Raw genomic sequence first — 20,615 nt, 5'->3', positions numbered from 1 at the left:
ATGACTGAGCCACGCAAGAAAATCAGTATCCTGCCGCAGGTGGCGCTTGGCGAAAGTGCCGCCCTTATCGAACATTACCGCAACCGCAATCTGTCCCTGGCGCAATCGCTCTACGATAGCGAAATGCTGATCGTGCAGCTGCAGGCGCAAATCGACGCGCTTTCGCCTGCGGAGGTGCCCGATGGCGAATGATGATCTGATCCGCAGCGGGACAGCATCCGTCGCCAATGGTTCGCTCACTGTAACCGGGCAGACTGTCGCCTGGACGAACGTTCTGGAAGGCGATTTCTTTGGTGCGCATGTCGGCCTCGCCGTGCCGATCGCGGCCATCGCCGGCAGCACGATCACACTGGCCTATCCGTGGCCCGGTGCGACACAGACGGCCATTGCCTATGCGATCCAGCCGAAGGGAGACGTGACCCGCATGCAGGACCGCGTGCGGGCACTGCTCGAAAGCCTGACCAGCGGCGCGCTCGCAGCGTTGGCGACACTTGGCAGCTCGGCCGACAAGCTCGCTTATTTCCCGTTCTCCGGCATCGGTGCGCTGGCCGATTTCCCGGCCTATGCCCGCGGCCTGGTTGCCGCTGCGAGCGATGCCGCAGCGCGGACTGTTCTCGGCCTCGGCAATGTCAACAACACCTCCGATGCCAACAAGCCGGTCTCGACGGCGCAGGCGGCTGCGATCGCCGTCGTGCGCGACCAGATCACCAGCAACTCGATCTCGAAGGACACCTGGGCGGCGCTTGCGGCGCAGGCCGGCACTCTTGCCGGCCAAGGTGCCGAGGTGCTCGATACCGACACCGGCACCCATACCGATCCCGTCGTCGGTGGCACGGTTCCGAATGCCGGCCGCTTCTCCTGGTCGACCAGCCCGGCCGGATGGAAGCGGATCGGCGCGACGGGTCTGACGAGCAAAGTTGACAAGACCGCGCTCACCAGCGAACTCGGCGCAAGGGTGCCTCTGTCGCAAGCGCCGTGGCTGCATAAGGATGCGATCGGCCTGATTGGGCTGGCCTCCGCTCTCGCATGGGACACGGCGAGCGTCATGGTGGCCAAAGCCATCAAGTCGTTGACGGTCGAAGGATCGGCGGTTTCGGCAACCGACGACTACTACATCGGCACGTTCTGCAACGACGATCCGACCTATGAAGACCAGATCATCATCCGCAAGGTTTCGGACAATTCGCAGGTTGCCTCGCTTGGAACGACGCCGCTGACCAAATCGACAACCGGGCCGACCGAGGTGTTGATCTATGGCACGAACATCGTTTTTCGGCTGCTGATCGACTACCGCGACATTTCCTCAACGGGCATCCTCGTCAACCTCGCCACTCGCACGCCGCTGATCATCGGCCGCGAGCAGTCTCCGATCGAGGCGGACCGCGTCGCGCGGGTCGGTTTTCGCCTGCGCAATGCAGCCTTCGATCCAGCCGGGGCCGAGGCCCGCGCTCTTGGCGTCTTCCAGGGCTCCGTCACCCTGCCCAAAGCGGCAGCGGCGAACGCCGCCCTGACGGCGCACGGCGTGGTCAAGTCTCACGCCATCGGTACGGGCACGACCGCGACGGCATTCTATAAGCGTGACGCGGCCCCGGCTTCGCCGAACGGAAAGTACATCGTCGCGTCGGTCTACATTTATTCGGCCGGCGGCACCAATTGGCCGAGCGGCAGTCTGCAGACTGTCCTCTACAGCGCCTTGACGGGCGGATCGGTCGTATCCGGCGCAACCGGCTACACGGCGGGCTATGTTGAGGTCACGTCGGAGCTGCGGCGATACTGGGCACAGACGCGATTGCCCGCCAGCGGCACGATCGGCGCGATTGCCTATGGTTTTGCCAGCCTTGTCAGTGGCGCCGTGGCAGAGATCGGCGGTTGGACACTCGCAAGCAACGATGTCTCGATCGGCATTGATCGCGTCCAGCTCGACGACTGGAACGGTTTCCGAAGCACGGACGCCGCGCAGGCCAACAGCGCGGCGAGGGTCACCGCCCTGCAGAACGCACAAGGCCGCAGCTATCCGTGGAACAACGGCATCGTCAATCCGGTTCTCGACGTGGCCGGCACGCCGCCGGTCTGGACGGGCACTGCAACGCTGGTGACACCAGCCGCGACCGAGATGAGCGAGCGCGGTATCAAGCGCGCCCTGCAGATTGGCTCGGGCGGAGCGCTGCGCTACAAGCGCGACGCCATCCTGTCGGCGGCATCGTCGCAGCGATACTTTCTCGCATCGGCCTATGTCTATGCGGCTGACGGCGCGGCGTGGCCGGATATCGCGGTCTACTGGTATGCCGGCGGCACGTTCATTGCCGGGTTAAGCCTGGTCGACTACATCGAAATCACCTCGACGGTGCGGCTGTATTTCGTGACGGGGCAACTCCCCAACCGCACGGACATGACGGAAATCCGCATGGGGCCGAACTCGGCTTCCTCGTCGGTCGTGGTGCAGGTCGGCGGCTACAGCTTCATCAGCCATACATCGCCACTGACTATCGACACAGTGGCGCGCGATGATTGGTACCCAGCCGAGACTTCACCGGAAGCCATCCACACGATGAGCAAGCAGGTTGCCGCGCTCTCGGGCGGGGTGGCCGGCTCAACCATCGCATTTTTCGGAGACAGCGTCATCGAGAGCTATGGCGTTCCGGAAGCACTGGCGACGGCGCTCGGAGCGACTGTGCTGAATTTCGGGATGGGCGGTTGCCGCATGGCGCGCCTCGGCAGCCCGTCCGGGGCAGAGGTCTATCGCAACGAGATGTCGATGGTGTCGCTGGCGGAAGCGATCCAGGCCAACGACTTTGCCGCGCTTACCAGCGCCGCAGACAGTCTGTATAGCGGCTATGCCGATGATAACCGCGTGCAGGCTGCACTCATGGCTTCGACCTCCTGGGCAGCGGTGAATATCGCCCTGATCGCTCACGGCACCAACGACTGGTCGGCCGGCGTCGATCTTGGCGCCGCGACAAGCACGACGAACACACAATTCTATGGGGCCTTGAACCTGTCGATTGCAGCGCTGCAGGCGGCTTGTCCGAACATGCAGATCGTCTTTTTGACACCGCAGTGGCGGGCAAGTCCGGCGACGCTGGGCGACAGCAACTTGAATGCCAATGGCGACGGCGTGTTCCTCAGCGCGTATGCCGACGCGATCGCCGATCGGTCTGCCTATCACCATCTGCCGGTGATCGACCTTCTGCGCAAGACCGGCGTCAACCAGTACAACTACACGACCTATTATGCCGATGGCTTGCATCCGACCGTTCCGGCCGGCCGCGACCGCATCGTTTCCAAGATCGCTGCCGGCGTCAGAACCGTGCTGTGACGATCGGCGGATCTGCGGCCATAACCTCAAAGGACATCAACATGAAAACGATTCTGGATATCCAGAGGCGGTTGCTTGCGCTTGGCTATTCGGTCGGGCCAGCGGGGGCTGACGGCGTCATGGGGGCCGATACCGAAAAGGCGATCATTGCCTTCAAGGTCGCCAACGGGCTGCAAGCGCGGCCCTATATCGGGCCGATCACGCTGGAAAAGCTGTTCGGCTTTGCCGTTGCCGGTCAGCGGGCGCTTGGCACCGGGGAGCCGCGCTGGCTGACCTTCGCCCGCCGCTATTCCGGCCTTCACGAGATCAAGGGCAAGAACCATGCGCCGGAGATCCTCGCGATGTGGAAGGCAACCGGGCTGCCGTTCACAGACGACGAAACCCCCTGGTGCGCCAGCATGGTCGGCTTCGTGCTGGAATCGGTCGGCATCGCTTCGACGCGGTCCGGCATGGCCCGGTCCTATGAGAAATGGGGCGTCAAGCTCGCCAAGCCCGCGGTTGGTTGCATCGTCACCTTCAAGCGCAATGGCGGCGGCCATGTCGGCTTCGTTACCGGCCGGGATGCCCAGGGCAACCTGATGGTGCTGGGAGGCAACCAGGCGGACGCCGTCAACATCAAGCCCTTCGCCGTCTCGCGTGTCACCGGCTACTGGTGGCCGAAAGGCGAGCCGCTGCCAGAAGGTGCAATCCCAACCGTCGAGAGCGACGGAAAACTCTCCACCAACGAAGCCTGAAAGGAACGACCATGAACAGCAATCTCTTCCACAACATCCTCAACGTCATCATCGCCCTCCTGGGCTTTGTGACGGCGATCCTGCTTGCCACCGGCTGCACGACGCTATCCGGCGGCGAAATCGAATGCTCGAAGTCCGTCGTCGACCCGACCTATACGACGATCGCGATCGCGGTGCTCGGTACGCTGAAGACCGTGATCAATATCTTGCGCGACGGATTGATGGGCCTGATCAAGCCTCAGCCACCGATTCGCTGAACAGATTATGAGGGAGAAGCGGCACATGCCTGAAAAGTATCAATCGCTCGCCGAGATGCTCAACGCGTGGATCGGCGGCGGCCTGACGACGATCGTAGCCGCCGTGATGGGGAGGTTGATGTGGCACACCACCGAAGTCCGCCGGTCCCACCGGAAGAAGTTTTTCGGCAAGGAACTCGCTTGGGAATTCCCGCTGGCGGCTGGCATGGCAATCATCGGGGAGGGGGTGGCTATCTGGGTCGACGCCGGACCGCTTCTTCGGCCGACCATCGTCGGTAGCCTCGCCTATCTCGGGCCGCGCGGATCCGAAGTTCTGTTCCTGCGCTGGTTTGGCGCCAAGTTCGAAAAGGACAGCTGATCAAAGTGAAGTAGGAAGGCGGCGAAGCTCACCGCCTTCCATTTTCGGGCTACTTGCAGCCTTGCTCATGATCACCGCGAGGCTGATGGGTCTGCGGTTCAGTGTCCGAAAATCTGCGGACCCTCCGTCGCTTTCATCCCAATCGACCCCACTTGACGTATGCGCTGCAAACCACGATATTAGTATGCGGCGCATATGTATGCGCTGCAGATGAAAAGCAGAGGATCGTCGTGTGATAGGAAAATTCGAGGAGCTTACACTCATCGCATTGATCAAGGCCGGGCCTCGTGTACATGCCGCCCGAGTGCACGACGTTCTTGAAGCGTCGATGGAGAAATCACCACCTTTCGCCGCGCTTTATACGGCACTCGATCGTATGACGAAAAAGGGGATGATCTCGGAAACCAAGGACGAAAATGACAGCCGCGGGAAACGCCTCTTCACGATCACGGGCGAAGGTCGCCGGGCACTCGACGAGGCTGTGAACGCCACGCGTGCTGTCAATTCCTACGGTGGCAAACCTGCATTGGGGGTCGCCCGCCATGGATGAAAAGAAACCGCCGAACTCGTTCGCCTATCTAGCCCATGTGCTTCCGAAAACGTTGAAGCTCGAAAATGAGCTGGTCTTGCGGAATCTTTACTTCCATTCGCTGCAGCAAAACGTGCGTATATACGTCGAAAAGACCAAGCTCGATACGCAGAGGCACCCGAGCATGATCCTCGAATCTCTGATGAAGGAACTTTCCGAGACGATAGAGAAATCATCGAGCGCGCGGACGGACTTTTGGGAGCGCGCTGCGCACAGTGTTGATGCAGAACCGCCCTCATCTTTCTGGTTTGGCATGATGCTGCCGTCCGACGTCGGCGACGACTTCTTGGCCAACATGGAAATCAAATATCAGGAGAAGTGGCTACCGGCGTTTGGTGCCAGGCGCGCGAAATGGATGTGGCGGCGCCAATGCATGGGCATGGTCGTTCGCTATTGGTTCGATACGCTAGTGTCGGCAGCGGAAAGCCTGCGCAAGATCATCTGGTAACGACGAGGAAATTGATGGCGAATTTCGAGAACGTTATCCGAAGAACCGTGAATGGCCTCGAAAGCCCTACACGAGAAATACGCGCGGAAGTCTACGAAAAGGCATATGGCGCTGTCACACGCCAGTTGGAGATGATGACGCCGCGACCGTCCGAGTCGATGATCCTGCGGCAACAGTCTCTCGTGCGAGCCGCAATCGGCCTGGTTGAACGAGACTTTCCGCCAGGGAGACTTAACCCTGATGTGCTGCCATTTATGCGGCAGGCGCCTGTGACAAGTCCAAATGGCCGGAAGCTTTCGGCGTCTCTGGTGGAAAGGCTCGTGTCGCCTGAGATTGCCCAGGACTTTTTGGCCAATCTGAATGAGAAATACTCTGGTCAATGGGCGCCGCGTGATGGCACTCGGGTAGCAAATCAAAGGTGGCGACGAGAGTGCATCGGATTTCTGGTAGCATTCAAGCTGGCACCACTTCAATCGCTGCGTGATCGACTGCGTTGCTTGTTTTGCTGACCGGCTTGGTGGGGAAGGCGAGCCCCTCGTCGACCAAAAGAATAAAGCCCGCCAAGGCGGGCTTTATTTATGCGGCTTTGTGAAAGGGAATATTTACACTTAACGGCACGCCAAGCGCCTTAAAGGCATCCTCGATCGCATCGAGTTTTGTTTGGTGATCGAGCCTGAAGAGACGGTCGATCTGCTCCCGATGCGGCCAGCCGAGCGCTCTTTGGAGATCTGCGCGCGTCCATCCTTTTTCGCGCATGATCATATAGATCGCGGACTTGAGATGCACCATCATGGGCACCTCAACATACCGACCTCCGTTGCATTCGTTTTCGCTAAGTGGGAGCGGGATCGATTCCCCATCTGCGATTCTGCCTGCGATGGCCTCTTCAATTGCGTTACGACCGTTACGGCAAGCCTCCTCCTGCGTTTGCCCGTATGATACAACCTCTTCAAAGTCGGGTGAAGTTACCAGCCAAACGCCGTCATCCGGCTGGATTGCCAGTTTATACCACGCCATCTATCGTCCTCTCTTATTTTAAGCCAAGCTGCTTTTTGATCTGAAAGATCAAGCCTGGACCCAACTCTTTGTTCCCGCCGTGAGTGGGAAGTTGGGATTTTTTTCCGTCGCGATAAATAGTAACATGGCCACTCCCACCGCGATGGTTTTCAAAGGTACATCCTTGCTTGGCGAGCCAACGCCTAAATTCGCTTGCGTTCATAGATATAACGTATTCAACACATCTGTGGAAGTCAACAGAAGTGTTGACAAGAAATTAACTCTTTGATAACGCTTAAATGTCCGGTGTCAGGTTCTACATTTGATCACGTATAATCTGCAAACGACCACAACCCAAAGGCGATGAAAGGCAATAGCTGCGCCGTCCTAGCAATAGCCTGTTTCGCTGACAGTGCGCCGACCGAGGATTGGCTCCAGCCGCCGCCGGCGCAAATCGCGGCCGTCGAGATAGAGGAGATCGAAGAATGCTGCGCATCACGACTTGCAGAAGCGAGACTCAGCGCGCTCCCGAGGCCTTTAATATCGCCCGTTGTTCATTTTTATTCGCGAAGATGTTTGGTGGCCGTTTTAGATCATGGGCGAATACCATGACTTCAGACCCCTTGCCGTGGTTTCTAGCGCTATAGCCAATGCTGAACTGTTGCTGCTCGCAATCGCTATATATTCGTTTGATTTGCTCCACGTTGTCATAGGACACAAACCATGCATGTCGTTCAATACTTTTTACGACCTGCGCCAGCCGGACGTGATCTTCGTGTTCGAAATGGTTTTGATAGAGATAAGCGCCTTTTACGTAGTACGGTGGGTCGATGTAAATGAGGCTGCGCGGAGCTATCTTCGGGATATGATTTGTTAAAAAATCGGACGCATCTAAATTAGTAATGGTGATCCTTGACCGGAACATTGCGATTCTTCGTATACGCTGTAGTAGATCGTCTTTATTGAATCTGCAATCAATCTTCCAATTGCCTTCCTGGGCTAACCCGCCGATCATGCCCCCATTGAGAATCCCTGATCGGTTTGTCCTATTTAGGAAAAAAGTGGAGAATCCGGCCTCTACGATATTGTCGCCGTGGCCAAGCCTCTTAATCTCTCGGGCTGCAAGCCATGCTTCGACGGAAACCGGCGTACTCAATACCTTGTCGATAAACTCGTCCGTGTGATCGATGACGGCTTTCCAGAAGGCAAATACTGACCAGTCGAGATCGTTGATATGAATGTGCTTCACCCGCTCTGAGAAAAGCAGATCGAGCGCAACTGCCGCGCCGCCAGCGAAAGGCTCTGCATAGTGTGCGCCTTCTAGGCCATTTGATTGAAGCAATTCGGTAATGTACGGGGCAAGCTTTCCTTTGCCTCCAGGATATCTCAGGGGGGAGTGATTGGTCATCGGAGCCGCCTTCTTTGCCCGTGAGATAGCATTTTGCAGTTCACTCGGCCAGACTTATTTCCCAGCTTTTTCAAGCGTTTTGAAAAGCTCTTCGAAATAAGGGTGGAAGCGGTCCCATATGCCGATGATCTCTGTCGTCGACGGTAGGGATGTGGGATCGTGGATGGCTTTGTTGAGATAGTCCAGCGTGTGGATCTTTCCTTGAACTCCGTTTGCCACGTCCCACGCGTAGCTGAGCTTAGCATTCTTTTTCTTGGGATCGATGGTGTGCAGAACGCCCGCGACTTTGTCTTTTAGGCGCACGTTGAAGTCATTCCAGCCGGCAGGATTTTTGCAAACGACCCCCATATCTTCAACGAACACGAGTGATGTCTTTTCTAGGAAAATGCGGATCATCGCGGCGCCGACGTGGGGATAAATCTCGACGTTGAGCTTCCGAAGCTCGCCGTACAGGCGATTCAACGCCTTGTTGCCTATTCTCAGCCCTTTGTCAGCTAACTTGCTCCTTTGGCGAATTGGTTTGGATTTTGCGGTAGTGCCGCTTCCGGAGCTTGCCGATTGCGCGGCAGACCCGGACCCCGAGTTACCGTTACCCTGAGCACTACCCCCACCAGATGGGCTAGACCCCGGAGCGCCGCTCGTTGCTCCCCCTCCTGTTTGAGCCCCACCTTGCCCGGAAGATGATCCGGGTTTGGCCTTCTTGAGAACGCTGAGTTGCTCAAAGTTTTCGATATATATTTGCTGCAGGTCAGAAGTCGTTACGGTCGGCTCCGTGAAACTTTTACGAGCCATGTCGGTGAATATTGTCTTGAGCAAAAGTGTAGCTGCTTTAACGTCACCGTTTTCCGGGGTTACTGTTGCGGCTCTGCTGTCGAACGTCAGCCCCAGAATTGAAGCCATGTAAGTGGATGAAAAGACGCGCTCCACAGTCGTAGTTTTACTGGAGATGCCGTCGAGCAACGCATCGGTCTGCTCACCCTGCTTTGTAAGAAAATCAAGCGCGATCATCCAACGCGGCGGACGACCTTCCGATGCATCGCTTCGGGCGGTGGCTATCGCATTCCATGGCATGACGCCCTTGCCGCCCATGGCGTTGTAGTGTTTACGCTTTATCCAGTCGAAAGCAGTTTCTCGGTCGAGTACTGTGCATTCAACGTCTTTAATGCCAAGTGCCATGAAAGGGGCGCTCAACTTCTTAAACTGTCCATGGGTCGGTAGGTTGATCGCGAGATCTGGGTAAATCAAAGTCTTCAAGGCAGTGACACGCCTATTCCCTTCAAGGGCTATATAATGCCCGACATTGGCGTCATCCTGCATGACAATCAAAAGCGAAGAAGGGTCCAAGCCACCCATTTCGACGATGTCTGTTGCAAGCTCTGCAATCCTGTGAGTTCGTTCGTCTGACAACAGGATCTGAATGGCCTCACGCTCTGTGGCTACTTTCGCGTGCCTGAAATTCTGTACGTCGAGCGTTATGTTCGTGATCCCGATAGCCATGCTTTGCCTCCGCTTGCGGGAAGCATCTATAATTAAACTTTATGTTGTGTAAATATCAGGGTTCGTTGTTTTGCAATGAGCATTTAAGTGTTTGAAACTTATAGAGCCGGATGCCGCATGTTTTACACTCTAGCATTTGACTTCACCCGATAACTCCTAGCTTCCCAAGCTGGCGGTATCGAGGAAATGCTGGCAAGTGGGACAATGCGAAAGTAAGACGCAGTGAATCCGCATGCCTTTGATTTGAGCGGCTTCGGGTAAACTGAAGTGATGACGCCGTCCATCATCGCGCGCGAGATCGAATGGATTGAGTTCGCGTTTTGAAATTGCTGGTTAGCCAGCATTTGGGAACAGATGGAAAACTACATTGGCTAACCTGCTCGTTAGCCCATTGAAACTGTTGACTTTTGATAGGCCCTCCGGGACCGCCAGAACCAGGTAAGCTGCAGTAGACTGCTTTGGGCACTGGGCCACGATTGCGGCGGCTACAGCTCAACAGGTCACTAGTTTTGTGGGGTGCAATAACGCCCTGTTGACGGCATAATCCGCCCCGCTATTTCGAAGTCGGCGGCAAGGATTACCTAATGACCACACGCATCATGTTGGCCCGAGCAAGAACGGAGGCGCGCCGCGGAACGCCCATGCGCGAAACGCTCACGATGCTCCGCGCGATGGTCAAAGCTCAGCATCTCGCCGATGTTCGGGATTCAGACGTTTCCGACGATCCGGCCGCAACGGGGCAACCAGATCGGATACCTCCAGCTCGGCCATTCCGATAAGATATCGCAGCATTTCGTACCGGTCGCCAGGCGGCACGGCGTGGCTCAGTTCCGCAAGTATCCCGCGAAGTTTGTACAGGTCGTCCATTGTCTCCCCCGATAATTGTCGAGGGAGTTTGTCACGTTTAGGCAGTCTTGATTATCGCTGTTTTTTAGGGTTTTCGCGTATCTGAGGCCAGCCCGGAGTAGAAATTCAGATATGCCTCCGGGGCGCGGTCGCTACTCCATCACGAGTGCTGTGGCAGCGGCGAAAAACGTGGATCCGAGCAAGATCACTGCGCCAATGGCGATGCTCTGCATGATGTTCATGCGCCTCGTACGCTTCCCATCCCAGTCATAAGTCATCGTCGCGCCTCAATGAGGAGTTCACTCGCCGGCAGGCAGTGAGAGATCAGGGTGACGCGGAATAAACAACACAAAATTGCGGCGGTCAAGCCGAGTGTCGCTCAGATTGCGCCACGCTGTCGATCGACGGTGCCGAAGTTAAGTCGAGGCATCGGGCCCTCGCCTGTGTACGCCGTGATGATCTGGGCCTCCACGGTGAGGCCGAGTTTATGGACGCGCCGAATAGCTTCGTTCGTCATGAGCATGGCTTCGGCAAGATGGTGTTCTGCTTCAGCGCGTTCGTCTTTGAGAGTTTCAAGCATTTCGGTTTTATGCATCAGTTTGCGATGCGTTTCCACCCCGGCCCCTGGCCCAAGCTCAGTCAGCCGCGAGCACCAGGTCGATGAAAAGGGAAGCGTCGTTGACCCAATCACCCCACATCTAATCGTCCGGCGCGCATTCATCGCAAAAACCGAACTCCCCTCCATTGGCCATCGAGGTTTGAAACGGTTGGCCGCAGTGGACGCAATTCGCATCTGCACGTTCCTCGATCTGACGCCGTTGCTCTTCACGGCGATCTCCTTCGATTTGCTCCTGCGCCCTCCGGCGTCGGTTCAACTCGTCAGCAATTTCTTTGTCTGTGAAGCCGCCTGACATTGGTTTCCTCCAGTTCATCAGCGTGAATTCCCCTATACCTCTGATCATCGTCGCGCCGGCTGTCGCCGTCAATTCCGCGGGGTCGACCTTCCGTCCCAATAGTCATCGGCCAAGTGCTCGCCGCAGCGCCACTCGGTGATCCCCCGGCTGCGCTCCTTCCCGAACGATCCCCACTTGATGCAGCCTGGATAGTCGCACCAGTGCTCGAAATGGACGGGTGCGGCTGGCATGGTAGCGGTTCTGTCGTCGCTCATTTCCCAATTCCTAAAGCAGCTCGGGCTCTTTCGGATCAATCTCTTCAATGATGTCTGGACTGTCGTTTTTGGGCGATCCCACGTTTCTGCCGATCTTCCACATGGTCATCAGGTCGGCAGGGAAGGGCTTCATCAGGTCGCGCGGATCCTCAGCACTCGAAATCCAGCGCTCATAGTCCTCCGGATGAAGCAGCACCGGCATGCGATCATGGATGGCCGCCATCATCTCGTTGGGCTCGCAGGTGATGATGGCAAACGATCGAATGTCTTCCCCCGTCTGAGGGTCGCGCCAATATTCCCAGATGCCGGCCAGCGCAAAGGGAGCACCCGACTTCAGGGCGATGGCATAGGGCTGCTTGTTCTTGCCGGTCCCATAGATGTCCTTCCATTCGAAGAAACCATCGATTGGCACCAGGCAGCGTCGTGAGCGATAGGCGGCCTTGAACAGGCCGTTGGTCGAGATGGTTTTGCATCGAACATTGATCGGCGGCGGCCGTCCACCGCCCTTGGCATCTTTCGCCCACCGCGGGATCAGACCCCAGCGTGCCGAGACAAACACCGGCCCGAACAGGTCGGGATCACGGATCACGTCGCGGATGATAACGGGGTAGGTCTGCGTTGGGGCGCCGTTATAGCGCGGGAATTGGTTGGCGAGTCCTTCGACACCTTCGCTGCGAGCAAAGGAGAAGGCCCGCATCATGTTTTCGAGCGTGGTTTTGATATAGACCCGTCCGCACATGGCTTTCTCCCCACGTATGCCGACTTGGCGCGGTTCAATTCCATGACGGCTTTATAGCACCGTTCGACACACGCATTGGGTCAATCGAGATCAGCCGCCAAAACGATCATGGAAAGAACGAAAGAGGCGAGATATGCGGGGAAAGACCCTAAGATTTCTGCCAACCCCACCCAGTCGGAAAAGAAAGACGACACTCGACCGTCAGGTCGTTCGAAGAAATAAGTGATGGCATCCAATACTGAATCCGAGTGCCACTCTCCCGTTTTCAGATAGCCAAAAGCCGATTGGCCGAACAAAACGAAGGCCACGATTAGAAACACAAGTGCAACAGCTCCGCGTAGGATAATTCCACTCATCTCGACGCCCCTTCGCTCATCCATCCGTTCCTGTGCGCCTTGCTTCGGCTTCCATCCGAACCGGTCAGCCGGTCTGATCCTCACGCCTTCACATCCAGCACGATCTTGAGCGTCCGGATCATGTCGGCTAGGTCGAGCAGTACCGCTCTGATCTCGTCGTCACTGCGGGCCTCGGTTTGCAGAGCGTCAATTTGGATGGCCAGGAGCGCATCCCTGCCGGTACGGCTGGGCCGGATGCCTGTCTCAAGGCGCAGTTCTCGGATTGTCCGCATGCCGCGTTTCATCAGCCGACGCTTTTCGTCCACAGTCAACTTGCCGACTTCATTCGCCGCTCGGAACAGTTCTGCGATGAAGTCGGTTGTAGCGGTCATCCGCGGATGATTTGCCGAGGGGCGATCGAAGTCAAGAAGACGGGTTTGTCGGCGAGCGGCGATCCGAATGTTTCCAAGCGTCTTGCCTTTAGCGAGCGCCTGGGCGAACTTCTCGCGCCGGCTGTTTTCCGGACTGGCATTTGGCCCCTTGGAGGACGATGTGGCGAAGTGGGTAATCACGAAGTTCAAGAGCAACGACGAAGCGGCAAAGTGGGAGCTGCCAGGAGGCATGGACGACACCGAGATCGAAGAAGTGCTCCGTCGCTTGGTAAGTCGAGACCTGACTGAGATTGAGATTATCAACGCTTCTCTGCGGCGCAACGACACCAGACGAGCAACTCACCTAGACCGCATCGGCACTCGCCGCCCAATACATTTTGGTGAAAACCCGTATTACATCGCCGCTTTCGAGAAGGATTGAGAAAATCATTTCTACCCGCCGGTGACGTCAGGCCATGGCCCGAATTATGCCGCCTGCTGCCGCTTCTTGGCGTTACGCTGGCGTTGGTAGCGATAAGAGTGATTATCGCTGCCGGATGGCGCCAAATCGCCATATATTGCTCTTTAACGAATCTGAGCTATATAAAGCACAACAAATAACTAGCCGTGAGGCCGTTGGACACCGTGTGTCCGACAAACAGCCGGAGGCAAAAATGGCATATGATCCAAAGAAAGCTGCGCAGTTGATTGCGCGCTTTATTCAAAAGTCTGGCGCTAGCCAGCTGAATGTTCTCAAAGCAGTGAAGTTGGTTTACCTCGCGGACCGCGAGAGTATTGGTCGTTTTGGGTTCCCGATCCTAGATGAAACTCGGGTGTCCATGCCTCATGGACCGGTGAATTCTACGACATACAGCCATATCAATGGTGAGTACGATCTAGCGGCATGTGGTTGGTCGGATTACCTTGAGGACAAGGAACATCATCAGATCGCTCTTGCTGACCCGGCTATGACTGACGAGGATCTGGATGAGCTTAGCGATGCAGATCTGGAATGCGTCGACGCTGTATGGGCGCGGTTTGGTGGCATGAACCAGTGGGATCTTCGCGACTGGACACATGATCCTAAGAATGTGCCAGAGTGGGAAGATCCCAATGGCGGCTCGAATCCTATTCCAATGATCCGCATCATGACGGCATTGGGAGTGGAAAACGCGAAGGAAATGGCCGAGGCCGTATATGATCAGCGCGGAATTGACCGCGTGTTCGCGGCGGTTCGGACCCATTGAATTGATCATAAAATCCGGCACCTTATTGATCCCCTCTGGTCCGAGCCACGACCCTGATCGGAAGCATCTTTATGTCGTTTGTACTGACGCGTGCGATGCCGGAAATCATCTCATTGTGCCGATAAGCGGTTACGCCAATCATCTTTGTGATGGGACTTGTATCCTGGAGCCAGGAGATCATGAGTTCGTTACCAAGCGTTCGTACGCGTTCTACCGGAAGGCGCGGATTGAAAGCGCGACCACGCTTGACAATGGCTTGGATATGCAGGTTTTCATCCCGAAGGCTGACATGGCGCCGGATATATTCGGCCGCATACTAGAGGGGATTTGTGCAAGTCCCCAAACAGCTCGGAAACTGAAGCGCTATTTCGGATGCTAACTGCTGGTCAGAAAAACCCATCTCCGGCGTGATCCTTGACACGATCAGCCCGCCGCACATGGGTTTCCACCGTCCGCGGATCTGATTGCCCGACCTCTCCAACTCGTCTTGACAGCAAGTGCCAGTACATCCGTGGTCAAATGCTGGAGACAATTTGCGGCCGCGCGTGTCACTCGCTATGTGAAATCGTGCAAGTATCGGGATCGACTTTAGATGCGTCCAAAACTGGACGGATCGCTTAAACTTTACGAAGGTTATCGAGATTGTCGCCCGCACTGCCATTGGGGTCGCTGCGCAGATATTTTTTCTTTTCACCAGCCACGGCGTGAACGTCCTTGAGTTCCCCTCGTTCAGCCATCTCGACGGCGTTCTTTAACGGCGTCACACGAATGTTCCCATCGAGCAGTACGTGTGTGATATCACCATCCTTGTCTTGACGAACACCAGTGACTTTTCTTTGCTTTGTGACCATTGATCATCTCCTCGTCCTATCCGCGCAACGTGACAGGATGCACGTGAGAGTCAAGCAGCGCCGCACGCCGATGCTCGGCAGCAATAATACAGCTTTTACTAATTCAAGGTTTCGGATACAACGCATCTATCATGTGCCTGGGCAGAAATATTACTCCGAAACCAGAATTCGCCGTGAGTATGGACCGTGGCATAGTCATGGAATATCTTCGTGATTGATCTCGATCGCTGAGGCTTCCGCAGGCCGGGAGTGGCTTCAACAGCAAGGGTGAGGGGCTCCGTGAGGACGATTCCTCTGCTCACATTAAGTGCACAACAGGTGGCGATCAGAAGTCCTATTCCGATAGGCCCTGCAACCCGAGCGCCGCATTCCGGCGCAGGTCAGCGATGGCCGTGCGGAGCTCGTGCTCTTCCCAACCTGCTGCTAGACCGGCCTCCATGAGCCTGGCTTCAATTTCTTCCTCGCTGAGTGTGTCGTCGTCCGACAACTGATCAATAGCTGGTGAAAGGGCGACCTCGCAATCGAGGGCTCTCTCGGGATGACCGATCGGACGCTTGGGGGATGCAACATCGATCATGTTCATTTTCTCCTTCAGCGACAGGTAGGAGGTATATGTGGGCTGTCTGTTGATAACCTACAATGTGAAGTAGCCCTTTTGCAGGGTAACGGCATCATCGAGATGGATGGCAAAGTCCGCTGTCTTATCGCCGTTCACATCGGCATAGATATAAGTGTCCGAGGCCTTCTTCTCGTAACGCAAATCTCCAGCCTTTCCGGTGAACGCTTTCGTCCCTATGAAGTTGAAGGTCTGGTTCCCTGAGGACGTGGTACTGGCGTCAATTCCTGAAAGATCAATCCTGTCGTTTGTGCTGAAGTCTGAGATCGTGTCTCTGCCTGAAGCAAGATGGGTGGAATCCGAAACGCTTTTAAATGTGAACGTGTCATTGTCGGCGCCACCTTTCAGAAAATCGTGGCCTTTCCCGGCGTAAAGCATGTCGTTGCCGTCGCCGCCGTACAGCTCGTCATCGCCAGCCCAGCCGCGGAGAATGTCACTTCCGCCATAGCCGAGAATAACATCGGCGTAATTCCCCCGGTGATGCTGTCATTGCCGCCCAGGGCGGATTTCACGAGAGCGATATCGTCCGAGACGGTATATGTCTGGGCTACTTTTACAAGGCTGGTTACCGCGAGGCGCAGGCCGGTTACGGATACAAGCACTTCCCCGCCATTGGACTCGTAAATGCTGCGGATTTCGCCGCCGTTCGGGATGCCGGTGGATTGATTGTAGCTGAACCCACTGCCTTCGATCGAGACGTAGGTACCGTCACTGAACCAGCCGCGAAGATAGGTTGAGCTGTAGGAAACAGATTCGACATAGGGCAAGCTGCCGATATCGTAGTCGTAGGCACGCATGTCGATTGCAATGTCGGCGCCAAACTTAATTGAAACCATAATTTTCTCCCGCCTATTTGCAGCTCTTGCTCATGATCGCCGAGTTGATCGCATTGACCTTGCCCTTCGACACGGCGACCTGGCCCTCCTTGTCCCCGCCGAAGGTGCTCGAAGCCGGTACACCGACAAGGAAAACGCCAATCGCATCTCCCGTAGCAGCCTGGTTTTGTTGCTTGGAGAGGGCGGCAAGATTGTTCTGCTCTCTCAGCAATTCCTGCACCAGGGCTGGGCAACCAAGATTTGTGTAAGCAGCCATCGGAATATCGACGGGAACGATCGCATCGGGACGCTTTGCACACCCGGAAGCAGCCAGCGCAATGGCCAGCACAACAATACGAAATTTCATTATATCCCCTAAAACTCTTAGCGGGCGTCCCCACGCCCTAAAGGCGTAACGTGACAGGATACACGCGGAAGTCAAGCATCCGCCAATCCCGGCAAATAAGAGTTTTCAGTCGATCGGCGTCGATTGGCGCACCACCGTACGATCCATCCTCAGGTCGAGGATGTATTCACCGACGGTGGACGGGCTTTGTTCCTTTTGGCGCCGCTCTTCCGGCGGCATTTTGTGTCTTCCGTTTCTGATGGTCGCCTCGTGTTTGAGCGCGCGCTCCAGCTGTTCCTCGAGATAGGACTCACCGTACTCGCTCACCATGATCGATTGCGAGACGCGGACGAGGTGAGCTCGAATGTCGTCAGCGGTTACGTGATCGGGGAGATCGTGGATACTTCGAGCCATTGCCTTTAACCTAGAACAGGCGGCCAATAGTGGGGCGCAAAGTGGGTCTGAAAGCATGCATTTCATAAAAAGCAGTAAAAACAGGCACTTACAAAAGAAATTGGCGGAAGAGGTGGGATTCGAACCCACGGTACGGTTTCCCGCACGCCGGTTTTCAAGACCGGTTCCTTAAACCACTCGGACACTCTTCCTTGCGACGGGGTCCTAGAAGCGTCGCGACCGCGGCAGGGTGGTGGTTTTGACCTGCGCGCGCGTGAGCAACAACCTCGTCGTGGCTCGCTTTATAGCCTGCGGATGGCGAACGTCAACCGCTTCGGCAGACCGTCAGCGCATGCATCGCAATCGAAGAAACGGCGGGCTTTCACGAGCGACAAAGCCAGACCTGACACGCGTCCGAACAAAACCGGCAATTTTCCCGTTTTTCTGGCCGAATGGAGGCGTTGCGACCGCGATGGCACCCAGGGGCCTTCCGATGTTTTGCCTGTTCGGGCTGACGGCCGTTTCGCCGGCTGGCGCGGCGCTGGAGACGCCGGATGTCTATGCGGCGGAGGTCGTCGACATGGGCCTGACCGGCGCCGAAGACACTGAACGAGAGGTCTGCGTCCCGCCCGATCCGCAATATATTCCCGCCTTTATGCGCGATGCCAATGGAACGATCACCGGCATCAAGTACACCATCATCGAATATGTGTGTTGAAAACTGCTCTTTGCATCAGGCGGTTGTTTTCCGACCTCGAACGGCATCGTATAGATCGCTTTTGTTGCGTGGCCCGACAGGGAAATATTAACCTTTCATAAACCATAATATCAATTGTTCCATACTGGCACGGTTAACCATTCGCAATTTCGCCACGTTGTTGTCATGATTAATCGACTGTTACGTTTCGTGACGCCGGTTCTTTCGCGTGGGGGCATGCGCGAGAGGGTACCGAGTACGGCTTTTACGAATTGCGATTGTGGGACACATGACATCCAATCAGACTGCGGCTCTTCTCTTCCAGGGATTGCGTGTTGCCGCCATCCCGATGCTTTGCGTCGCGCTGACGGCGTGCGGATCGACGGGCAGCGTCAAGAAAAACAAGACGCGCAGCAAGGAGTATTTTGCCGAGTCGATCTATGGCGTGAAGGCCAGCCCGCGCGTTGCCGATGGCAAGAACATCCCGAAGGGTGGTGGCCGCTACCAGGTCGGCAAGGCATACCAGGTCAAAGGCAAGTGGTATCAGCCGAAAGAGGAGTTCGGCTACAACAAGACCGGCATGTCCTCCTGGTACGGCTCGGCGTTTCACGGCCGCCTGACGGCGAATGGCGAAGTCTACGATAAATATCACCTGTCGGCCGCCCACCCGACGTTCCCGCTGCCGAGCTATGCCCGCGTCACCAATCTCGAGAACGGTTCTTCGGTGGTGGTGCGCGTCAACGATCGCGGCCCCTATGAACTTGGCCGTATCATCGACGTCTCGTCCAAGACTGCCGATTTCCTCGACATGAAGCGCAAGGGCAGCGCCAAGGTGCGCGTCCAGTATATCGGCAAGGCGCCGCTCGAGGGCAACGACATGCCCTATCTGATGGCCTCCTACGTCAAGAAGGGCGACCGCACGCCGAGCGCGTTCCCCGAAGGACAGATCGCGACCGGCGTGATGGTCGCCTCGAACGAGCCCTTGCGCAAGCAGGCCGGAAGCCTCGGGACGCTGACCATGCCTTCGAAATCGAACATGGAAATGGGCGTGCCGGTGACGGCGCTTGCCGAGACCGAGACGCCGTTGTCCTCGTCGCCGGCGCTCGACGCCTTTGCCATGCTGCCGGAAATCGGGCCGATCCCGACCGAACGTCCGGAGTTCATTCCGCTGCCCGACGGCAACATGGCCTATGCGGCGGCTTACGTCGAAGCGCGAGTCAGCACGTCCGAAACGGCGTTTGATGCCATCCTGGTCGACAGGAACCCGCTGACGCCAAATTCCATTGTTGAATATGCAAAACGCCAGAGCGTCCTGCGCTAATCCGAGGCGCGGCGATTGATCCCCGGTGGGCCGGCTGCTATGGCCGGAGAGGAACCGGAGTTTGGAATGCGCGCACGGCTGTTCTCGGTCTTCATTTTCGTTGCGTTACTCATCTGCGCACCCTCAGCCGCGCAGGCCCAGACCTTTGAAACCAAAGCGAAGCAGGCCTATCTGATCGATGCCGAAACCGGCACGGTCCTGTTTGCCAAGGATGAAAATGTCCCTGTGCCGCCGGCATCGCTTGCCAAGTTGATGACCGCCGAAGTTGTCTTCGAAGCAATCGGCAAGAACGAGTTGACGCTCGATACTGAATTTCCGGTCTCGGAACACGCCTGGCGGACAGGTGGCGCGCCATCCGGCACGTCGACGATGTTCGCCGCTCTGAAGTCGCGCATCCGTGTTGCCGATCTCCTTCAGGGCGTGACCGTCCAGTTCGCCAATGACGCCTGCATCATTCTGGCGGAGGGCATGACGGGTAGCGAAGACGCCTTCGCCAGGCGCATGACGGAGCGCGCCCGCGAACTCGGAATGACCTCCTCGGTTTTCTACAATGCAACTGGACTTCCTGATCCGCGGAATACGGTGACGATGCGCGACATGGCGCTGCTGGCCCGGCATATCCACGCCAGTTACCCGGAATTCCGCCGCTATTATTCCCAGGCCGAATTCGAGTGGAATAAAATCCTCCAGCGGAACCGCAATCCTCTCATCGCGGCCAATATCGGCATCGACGGTTTCGTGACCGGATTTGCCGAGGGGTTCGGTTATTCGATGGTCGCGACGATGCAGAGAGAGGGGCGGCGTGTCTTTCTCGCCATTGGCGGGCTGGCAAGCGAAAAGGAGCGGATCGAGGAGACGCGCCGGGTGCTCGACTGGTCGATGACCGCCTTCGAAAAGAAGAGGTTGTTCGAGGCCGGCGAGGCCGTCGGCGAAGCTGCTGTCTACGGCGGAGCGCAATCGCACGTGACTTTGGTCACGCGCGATGCCGTCGATGTGCTGATCCCTGTTAACAATCCCGAGCGTCTGTCGGCCAGGGTGATCTATCGCTGGCCCCTGACTGTTCCACTGGAAGCGGGACGCCACGCAGGCACCCTGAAGATCTGGAATGGCACGCGGCTGCTGCGCGAGGTTCCGGTCGAAACTGCGGCGGCCGTGGGGGAGGGCTCGCTGACCAGCCGGGCGGCCGACGCGTTGCAGGAATTGCTGTTTTTCTGGTTATGAGGAAATGACAGCATCGAAGGTTTCGCCGTCAGGGACAATCCGCTAA

The 20,615-nt window shown here is 56.8% G+C and carries 29 protein-coding genes and 1 tRNA gene; 12 read left to right on the top strand and 18 right to left on the bottom strand.

Translation table 11 applies throughout. The annotated features are described in order from the left end of the window. The 7 genes from ACSQ3F_RS17400 (at window position 1) to ACSQ3F_RS17370 (ending at window position 5,702) form a co-directional block, all read left to right on the top strand. Window positions 1-192 carry a hypothetical protein gene (locus ACSQ3F_RS17400; protein WP_436101373.1) on the top strand — a complete coding sequence of 64 codons (192 nt, stop codon included), beginning with the start codon at window positions 1-3 and terminating at the stop codon, window positions 190-192. Then, window positions 182-3,316, top strand: coding sequence for an SGNH/GDSL hydrolase family protein (locus tag ACSQ3F_RS17395; protein ID WP_436101372.1), 3,135 nt, complete (start codon window positions 182-184; stop codon window positions 3,314-3,316). The genes ACSQ3F_RS17400 and ACSQ3F_RS17395 overlap by 11 nt, the downstream gene beginning before the upstream one ends. Window positions 3,317-3,357: 41 nt before the next feature. Further along, a complete protein-coding gene (locus ACSQ3F_RS17390; protein ID WP_436101371.1) occupies window positions 3,358-4,050 on the top strand; it encodes a TIGR02594 family protein in 693 nt (230 codons plus the stop codon). 11 nt (window positions 4,051-4,061) lie between these two features. Continuing rightward, window positions 4,062-4,307 carry a hypothetical protein gene (locus ACSQ3F_RS17385; RefSeq protein ID WP_436101370.1) on the top strand — a complete coding sequence of 82 codons (246 nt, stop codon included), beginning with the start codon at window positions 4,062-4,064 and terminating at the stop codon, window positions 4,305-4,307. Window positions 4,308-4,332: 25 nt separating this feature from the next. Next, window positions 4,333-4,665: a phage holin family protein gene (locus ACSQ3F_RS17380; protein ID WP_436101369.1), complete on the top strand. Its 333-nt coding sequence runs from the start codon at window positions 4,333-4,335 to the stop codon at window positions 4,663-4,665. A 232-nt stretch (window positions 4,666-4,897) separates the two neighbouring features. Beyond that, window positions 4,898-5,215, top strand: a complete 318-nt coding sequence (locus tag ACSQ3F_RS17375; protein WP_436101368.1) for a PadR family transcriptional regulator — start codon at window positions 4,898-4,900, stop codon at window positions 5,213-5,215. Then, window positions 5,208-5,702, top strand: coding sequence for a hypothetical protein (locus ACSQ3F_RS17370; protein WP_436101367.1), 495 nt, complete (start codon window positions 5,208-5,210; stop codon window positions 5,700-5,702). Before ACSQ3F_RS17375 ends, ACSQ3F_RS17370 begins: the two co-directional genes overlap by 8 nt. A 576-nt stretch (window positions 5,703-6,278) precedes the next feature. Here ACSQ3F_RS17370 and ACSQ3F_RS17365 read toward each other — a convergent pair. The 11 genes from ACSQ3F_RS17365 to ACSQ3F_RS17315 all read right to left on the bottom strand — a co-directional run bounded on the left by ACSQ3F_RS17365 (window position 6,279) and on the right by ACSQ3F_RS17315 (window position 13,314). Beyond that, a complete protein-coding gene (locus ACSQ3F_RS17365) occupies window positions 6,279-6,719 on the bottom strand; it encodes a type II toxin-antitoxin system HicB family antitoxin (RefSeq protein ID WP_436101366.1) in 441 nt (146 codons plus the stop codon). Between the two features lie 13 nt (window positions 6,720-6,732). Beyond that, window positions 6,733-6,921 carry a type II toxin-antitoxin system HicA family toxin gene (locus tag ACSQ3F_RS17360; RefSeq protein WP_436101365.1) on the bottom strand — a complete coding sequence of 63 codons (189 nt, stop codon included), beginning with the start codon at window positions 6,919-6,921 and terminating at the stop codon, window positions 6,733-6,735. Window positions 6,922-7,215: 294 nt separating this feature from the next. Beyond that, entirely contained in the window at window positions 7,216-8,106 is an 891-nt protein-coding gene (locus ACSQ3F_RS17355; RefSeq protein WP_436101364.1) for a DNA adenine methylase, read from the bottom strand. A gap of 54 nt (window positions 8,107-8,160) precedes the next feature. Beyond that, entirely contained in the window at window positions 8,161-9,603 is a 1,443-nt protein-coding gene (locus ACSQ3F_RS17350; RefSeq protein ID WP_436101363.1) for a hypothetical protein, read from the bottom strand. 675 nt (window positions 9,604-10,278) lie between these two features. Next, the gene (locus tag ACSQ3F_RS17345) at window positions 10,279-10,470 is read right to left on the bottom strand and encodes a hypothetical protein (RefSeq protein ID WP_436101362.1); all 192 of its coding nucleotides are present in this window, start codon (window positions 10,468-10,470) and stop codon (window positions 10,279-10,281) included. A 358-nt stretch (window positions 10,471-10,828) separates the two neighbouring features. After that, on the bottom strand, window positions 10,829-11,065 hold the full coding sequence (locus ACSQ3F_RS17340) for a hypothetical protein (protein WP_436101361.1): 237 nt from the start codon (window positions 11,063-11,065) through the stop codon (window positions 10,829-10,831). 82 nt (window positions 11,066-11,147) lie between these two features. After that, the gene (locus ACSQ3F_RS17335) at window positions 11,148-11,363 is read right to left on the bottom strand and encodes a hypothetical protein (protein WP_436101360.1); all 216 of its coding nucleotides are present in this window, start codon (window positions 11,361-11,363) and stop codon (window positions 11,148-11,150) included. Between the two features lie 68 nt (window positions 11,364-11,431). Further along, window positions 11,432-11,617: a hypothetical protein gene (locus ACSQ3F_RS17330; protein WP_436101359.1), complete on the bottom strand. Its 186-nt coding sequence runs from the start codon at window positions 11,615-11,617 to the stop codon at window positions 11,432-11,434. Between the two features lie 10 nt (window positions 11,618-11,627). After that, entirely contained in the window at window positions 11,628-12,356 is a 729-nt protein-coding gene (locus ACSQ3F_RS17325; protein WP_436101358.1) for an SOS response-associated peptidase, read from the bottom strand. A gap of 80 nt (window positions 12,357-12,436) precedes the next feature. After that, window positions 12,437-12,712, bottom strand: coding sequence for a hypothetical protein (locus tag ACSQ3F_RS17320; protein WP_436101357.1), 276 nt, complete (start codon window positions 12,710-12,712; stop codon window positions 12,437-12,439). A gap of 80 nt (window positions 12,713-12,792) precedes the next feature. Then, window positions 12,793-13,314: a hypothetical protein gene (locus ACSQ3F_RS17315; RefSeq protein WP_436101356.1), complete on the bottom strand. Its 522-nt coding sequence runs from the start codon at window positions 13,312-13,314 to the stop codon at window positions 12,793-12,795. Between ACSQ3F_RS17315 and ACSQ3F_RS17310 the strand changes: the two genes are divergently transcribed. Both ACSQ3F_RS17310 and ACSQ3F_RS17305 read left to right on the top strand, forming a co-directional pair. Then, a complete protein-coding gene (locus ACSQ3F_RS17310) occupies window positions 13,313-13,504 on the top strand; it encodes a hypothetical protein (RefSeq protein ID WP_436101355.1) in 192 nt (63 codons plus the stop codon). The two genes, ACSQ3F_RS17315 and ACSQ3F_RS17310, sit on opposite strands and share 2 nt — an antisense overlap. 34 nt (window positions 13,505-13,538) lie before the next feature. After that, entirely contained in the window at window positions 13,539-14,309 is a 771-nt protein-coding gene (locus tag ACSQ3F_RS17305; protein WP_436101354.1) for a Panacea domain-containing protein, read from the top strand. Window positions 14,310-14,926: 617 nt separating this feature from the next. On the opposite strand, the gene ACSQ3F_RS17300 is transcribed toward ACSQ3F_RS17305, so the two are convergent. The 7 genes from ACSQ3F_RS17300 to ACSQ3F_RS17270 all read right to left on the bottom strand — a co-directional run bounded on the left by ACSQ3F_RS17300 (window position 14,927) and on the right by ACSQ3F_RS17270 (window position 17,542). Further along, window positions 14,927-15,160 carry a DUF3892 domain-containing protein gene (locus ACSQ3F_RS17300; protein ID WP_436101353.1) on the bottom strand — a complete coding sequence of 78 codons (234 nt, stop codon included), beginning with the start codon at window positions 15,158-15,160 and terminating at the stop codon, window positions 14,927-14,929. 334 nt (window positions 15,161-15,494) lie between these two features. Then, complete coding sequence (locus ACSQ3F_RS17295; protein WP_436101352.1) at window positions 15,495-15,743, bottom strand: hypothetical protein; 249 nt, start codon at window positions 15,741-15,743, stop codon at window positions 15,495-15,497. Window positions 15,744-15,794: 51 nt separating this feature from the next. Continuing rightward, window positions 15,795-16,208 carry a M10 family metallopeptidase C-terminal domain-containing protein gene (locus tag ACSQ3F_RS17290; protein WP_436102179.1) on the bottom strand — a complete coding sequence of 138 codons (414 nt, stop codon included), beginning with the start codon at window positions 16,206-16,208 and terminating at the stop codon, window positions 15,795-15,797. Then, window positions 16,121-16,612, bottom strand: coding sequence for a hypothetical protein (locus ACSQ3F_RS17285; protein ID WP_436101351.1), 492 nt, complete (start codon window positions 16,610-16,612; stop codon window positions 16,121-16,123). Before ACSQ3F_RS17285 ends, ACSQ3F_RS17290 begins: the two co-directional genes overlap by 88 nt. 13 nt (window positions 16,613-16,625) lie before the next feature. Then, window positions 16,626-16,958 (bottom strand): hypothetical protein, encoded by a 333-nt coding sequence (locus tag ACSQ3F_RS17280; protein ID WP_436101350.1) that lies wholly within the window; start codon window positions 16,956-16,958, stop codon window positions 16,626-16,628. A gap of 105 nt (window positions 16,959-17,063) precedes the next feature. Then, complete coding sequence (locus ACSQ3F_RS17275) at window positions 17,064-17,351, bottom strand: hypothetical protein (RefSeq protein ID WP_436101349.1); 288 nt, start codon at window positions 17,349-17,351, stop codon at window positions 17,064-17,066. Window positions 17,352-17,452: 101 nt separating this feature from the next. Continuing rightward, a tRNA-Ser gene (locus ACSQ3F_RS17270) sits at window positions 17,453-17,542 on the bottom strand. Window positions 17,543-17,823: 281 nt separating this feature from the next. Here ACSQ3F_RS17270 and ACSQ3F_RS17265 point away from each other — a divergent pair. The 3 genes from ACSQ3F_RS17265 to ACSQ3F_RS17255 all read left to right on the top strand — a co-directional run bounded on the left by ACSQ3F_RS17265 (window position 17,824) and on the right by ACSQ3F_RS17255 (window position 20,569). After that, a complete protein-coding gene (locus ACSQ3F_RS17265) occupies window positions 17,824-18,048 on the top strand; it encodes a hypothetical protein (protein ID WP_436101348.1) in 225 nt (74 codons plus the stop codon). A gap of 268 nt (window positions 18,049-18,316) precedes the next feature. After that, on the top strand, window positions 18,317-19,348 hold the full coding sequence (locus ACSQ3F_RS17260) for a septal ring lytic transglycosylase RlpA family protein (protein WP_436101347.1): 1,032 nt from the start codon (window positions 18,317-18,319) through the stop codon (window positions 19,346-19,348). Window positions 19,349-19,414: 66 nt separating this feature from the next. Beyond that, a complete protein-coding gene (locus ACSQ3F_RS17255; RefSeq protein ID WP_436101346.1) occupies window positions 19,415-20,569 on the top strand; it encodes a D-alanyl-D-alanine carboxypeptidase family protein in 1,155 nt (384 codons plus the stop codon). The last annotated feature ends 46 nt before the right edge of the window (window positions 20,570-20,615 follow it).

It is taken from the genome of Pararhizobium sp. LjRoot238 (assembly GCF_964252955.1).
GTDB lineage: Bacteria > Pseudomonadota > Alphaproteobacteria > Rhizobiales > Rhizobiaceae > Pararhizobium.
Note: the sequence above shows the minus strand (reverse complement) of the source record. Positions and strands in the feature narration are given on the sequence as shown.

What these genes read in the sequence shown, in the direction of transcription:
- ACSQ3F_RS17400 (WP_436101373.1), top strand. Translation starts at nt 1, where the DNA reads ATGACTGAGCCACGCAAGAAAATCAGTATCCTGCCGCAGGTGGCGCTT.
- ACSQ3F_RS17395 (WP_436101372.1), top strand. Translation starts at nt 182, where the DNA reads ATGGCGAATGATGATCTGATCCGCAGCGGGACAGCATCCGTCGCCAAT.
- ACSQ3F_RS17390 (WP_436101371.1), top strand. Translation starts at nt 3,358, where the DNA reads ATGAAAACGATTCTGGATATCCAGAGGCGGTTGCTTGCGCTTGGCTAT.
- ACSQ3F_RS17385 (WP_436101370.1), top strand. Translation starts at nt 4,062, where the DNA reads ATGAACAGCAATCTCTTCCACAACATCCTCAACGTCATCATCGCCCTC.
- ACSQ3F_RS17380 (WP_436101369.1), top strand. Translation starts at nt 4,333, where the DNA reads ATGCCTGAAAAGTATCAATCGCTCGCCGAGATGCTCAACGCGTGGATC.
- ACSQ3F_RS17370 (WP_436101367.1), top strand. Translation starts at nt 5,208, where the DNA reads ATGGATGAAAAGAAACCGCCGAACTCGTTCGCCTATCTAGCCCATGTG.
- ACSQ3F_RS17365 (WP_436101366.1), bottom strand. Translation starts at nt 6,719, where the DNA reads ATGGCGTGGTATAAACTGGCAATCCAGCCGGATGACGGCGTTTGGCTG.
- ACSQ3F_RS17360 (WP_436101365.1), bottom strand. Translation starts at nt 6,921, where the DNA reads ATGAACGCAAGCGAATTTAGGCGTTGGCTCGCCAAGCAAGGATGTACC.
- ACSQ3F_RS17355 (WP_436101364.1), bottom strand. Translation starts at nt 8,106, where the DNA reads ATGACCAATCACTCCCCCCTGAGATATCCTGGAGGCAAAGGAAAGCTT.
- ACSQ3F_RS17350 (WP_436101363.1), bottom strand. Translation starts at nt 9,603, where the DNA reads ATGGCTATCGGGATCACGAACATAACGCTCGACGTACAGAATTTCAGG.
- ACSQ3F_RS17345 (WP_436101362.1), bottom strand. Translation starts at nt 10,470, where the DNA reads ATGGACGACCTGTACAAACTTCGCGGGATACTTGCGGAACTGAGCCAC.
- ACSQ3F_RS17335 (WP_436101360.1), bottom strand. Translation starts at nt 11,363, where the DNA reads ATGTCAGGCGGCTTCACAGACAAAGAAATTGCTGACGAGTTGAACCGA.
- ACSQ3F_RS17330 (WP_436101359.1), bottom strand. Translation starts at nt 11,617, where the DNA reads ATGAGCGACGACAGAACCGCTACCATGCCAGCCGCACCCGTCCATTTC.
- ACSQ3F_RS17325 (WP_436101358.1), bottom strand. Translation starts at nt 12,356, where the DNA reads ATGTGCGGACGGGTCTATATCAAAACCACGCTCGAAAACATGATGCGG.
- ACSQ3F_RS17320 (WP_436101357.1), bottom strand. Translation starts at nt 12,712, where the DNA reads ATGAGTGGAATTATCCTACGCGGAGCTGTTGCACTTGTGTTTCTAATC.
- ACSQ3F_RS17310 (WP_436101355.1), top strand. Translation starts at nt 13,313, where the DNA reads ATGGACGACACCGAGATCGAAGAAGTGCTCCGTCGCTTGGTAAGTCGA.
- ACSQ3F_RS17315 (WP_436101356.1), bottom strand. Translation starts at nt 13,314, where the DNA reads ATGCCTCCTGGCAGCTCCCACTTTGCCGCTTCGTCGTTGCTCTTGAAC.
- ACSQ3F_RS17305 (WP_436101354.1), top strand. Translation starts at nt 13,539, where the DNA reads ATGGCCCGAATTATGCCGCCTGCTGCCGCTTCTTGGCGTTACGCTGGC.
- ACSQ3F_RS17300 (WP_436101353.1), bottom strand. Translation starts at nt 15,160, where the DNA reads ATGGTCACAAAGCAAAGAAAAGTCACTGGTGTTCGTCAAGACAAGGAT.
- ACSQ3F_RS17295 (WP_436101352.1), bottom strand. Translation starts at nt 15,743, where the DNA reads ATGAACATGATCGATGTTGCATCCCCCAAGCGTCCGATCGGTCATCCC.
- ACSQ3F_RS17285 (WP_436101351.1), bottom strand. Translation starts at nt 16,612, where the DNA reads ATGGTTTCAATTAAGTTTGGCGCCGACATTGCAATCGACATGCGTGCC.
- ACSQ3F_RS17280 (WP_436101350.1), bottom strand. Translation starts at nt 16,958, where the DNA reads ATGAAATTTCGTATTGTTGTGCTGGCCATTGCGCTGGCTGCTTCCGGG.
- ACSQ3F_RS17275 (WP_436101349.1), bottom strand. Translation starts at nt 17,351, where the DNA reads ATGGCTCGAAGTATCCACGATCTCCCCGATCACGTAACCGCTGACGAC.
- ACSQ3F_RS17265 (WP_436101348.1), top strand. Translation starts at nt 17,824, where the DNA reads ATGTTTTGCCTGTTCGGGCTGACGGCCGTTTCGCCGGCTGGCGCGGCG.
- ACSQ3F_RS17260 (WP_436101347.1), top strand. Translation starts at nt 18,317, where the DNA reads ATGACATCCAATCAGACTGCGGCTCTTCTCTTCCAGGGATTGCGTGTT.
- ACSQ3F_RS17255 (WP_436101346.1), top strand. Translation starts at nt 19,415, where the DNA reads ATGCGCGCACGGCTGTTCTCGGTCTTCATTTTCGTTGCGTTACTCATC.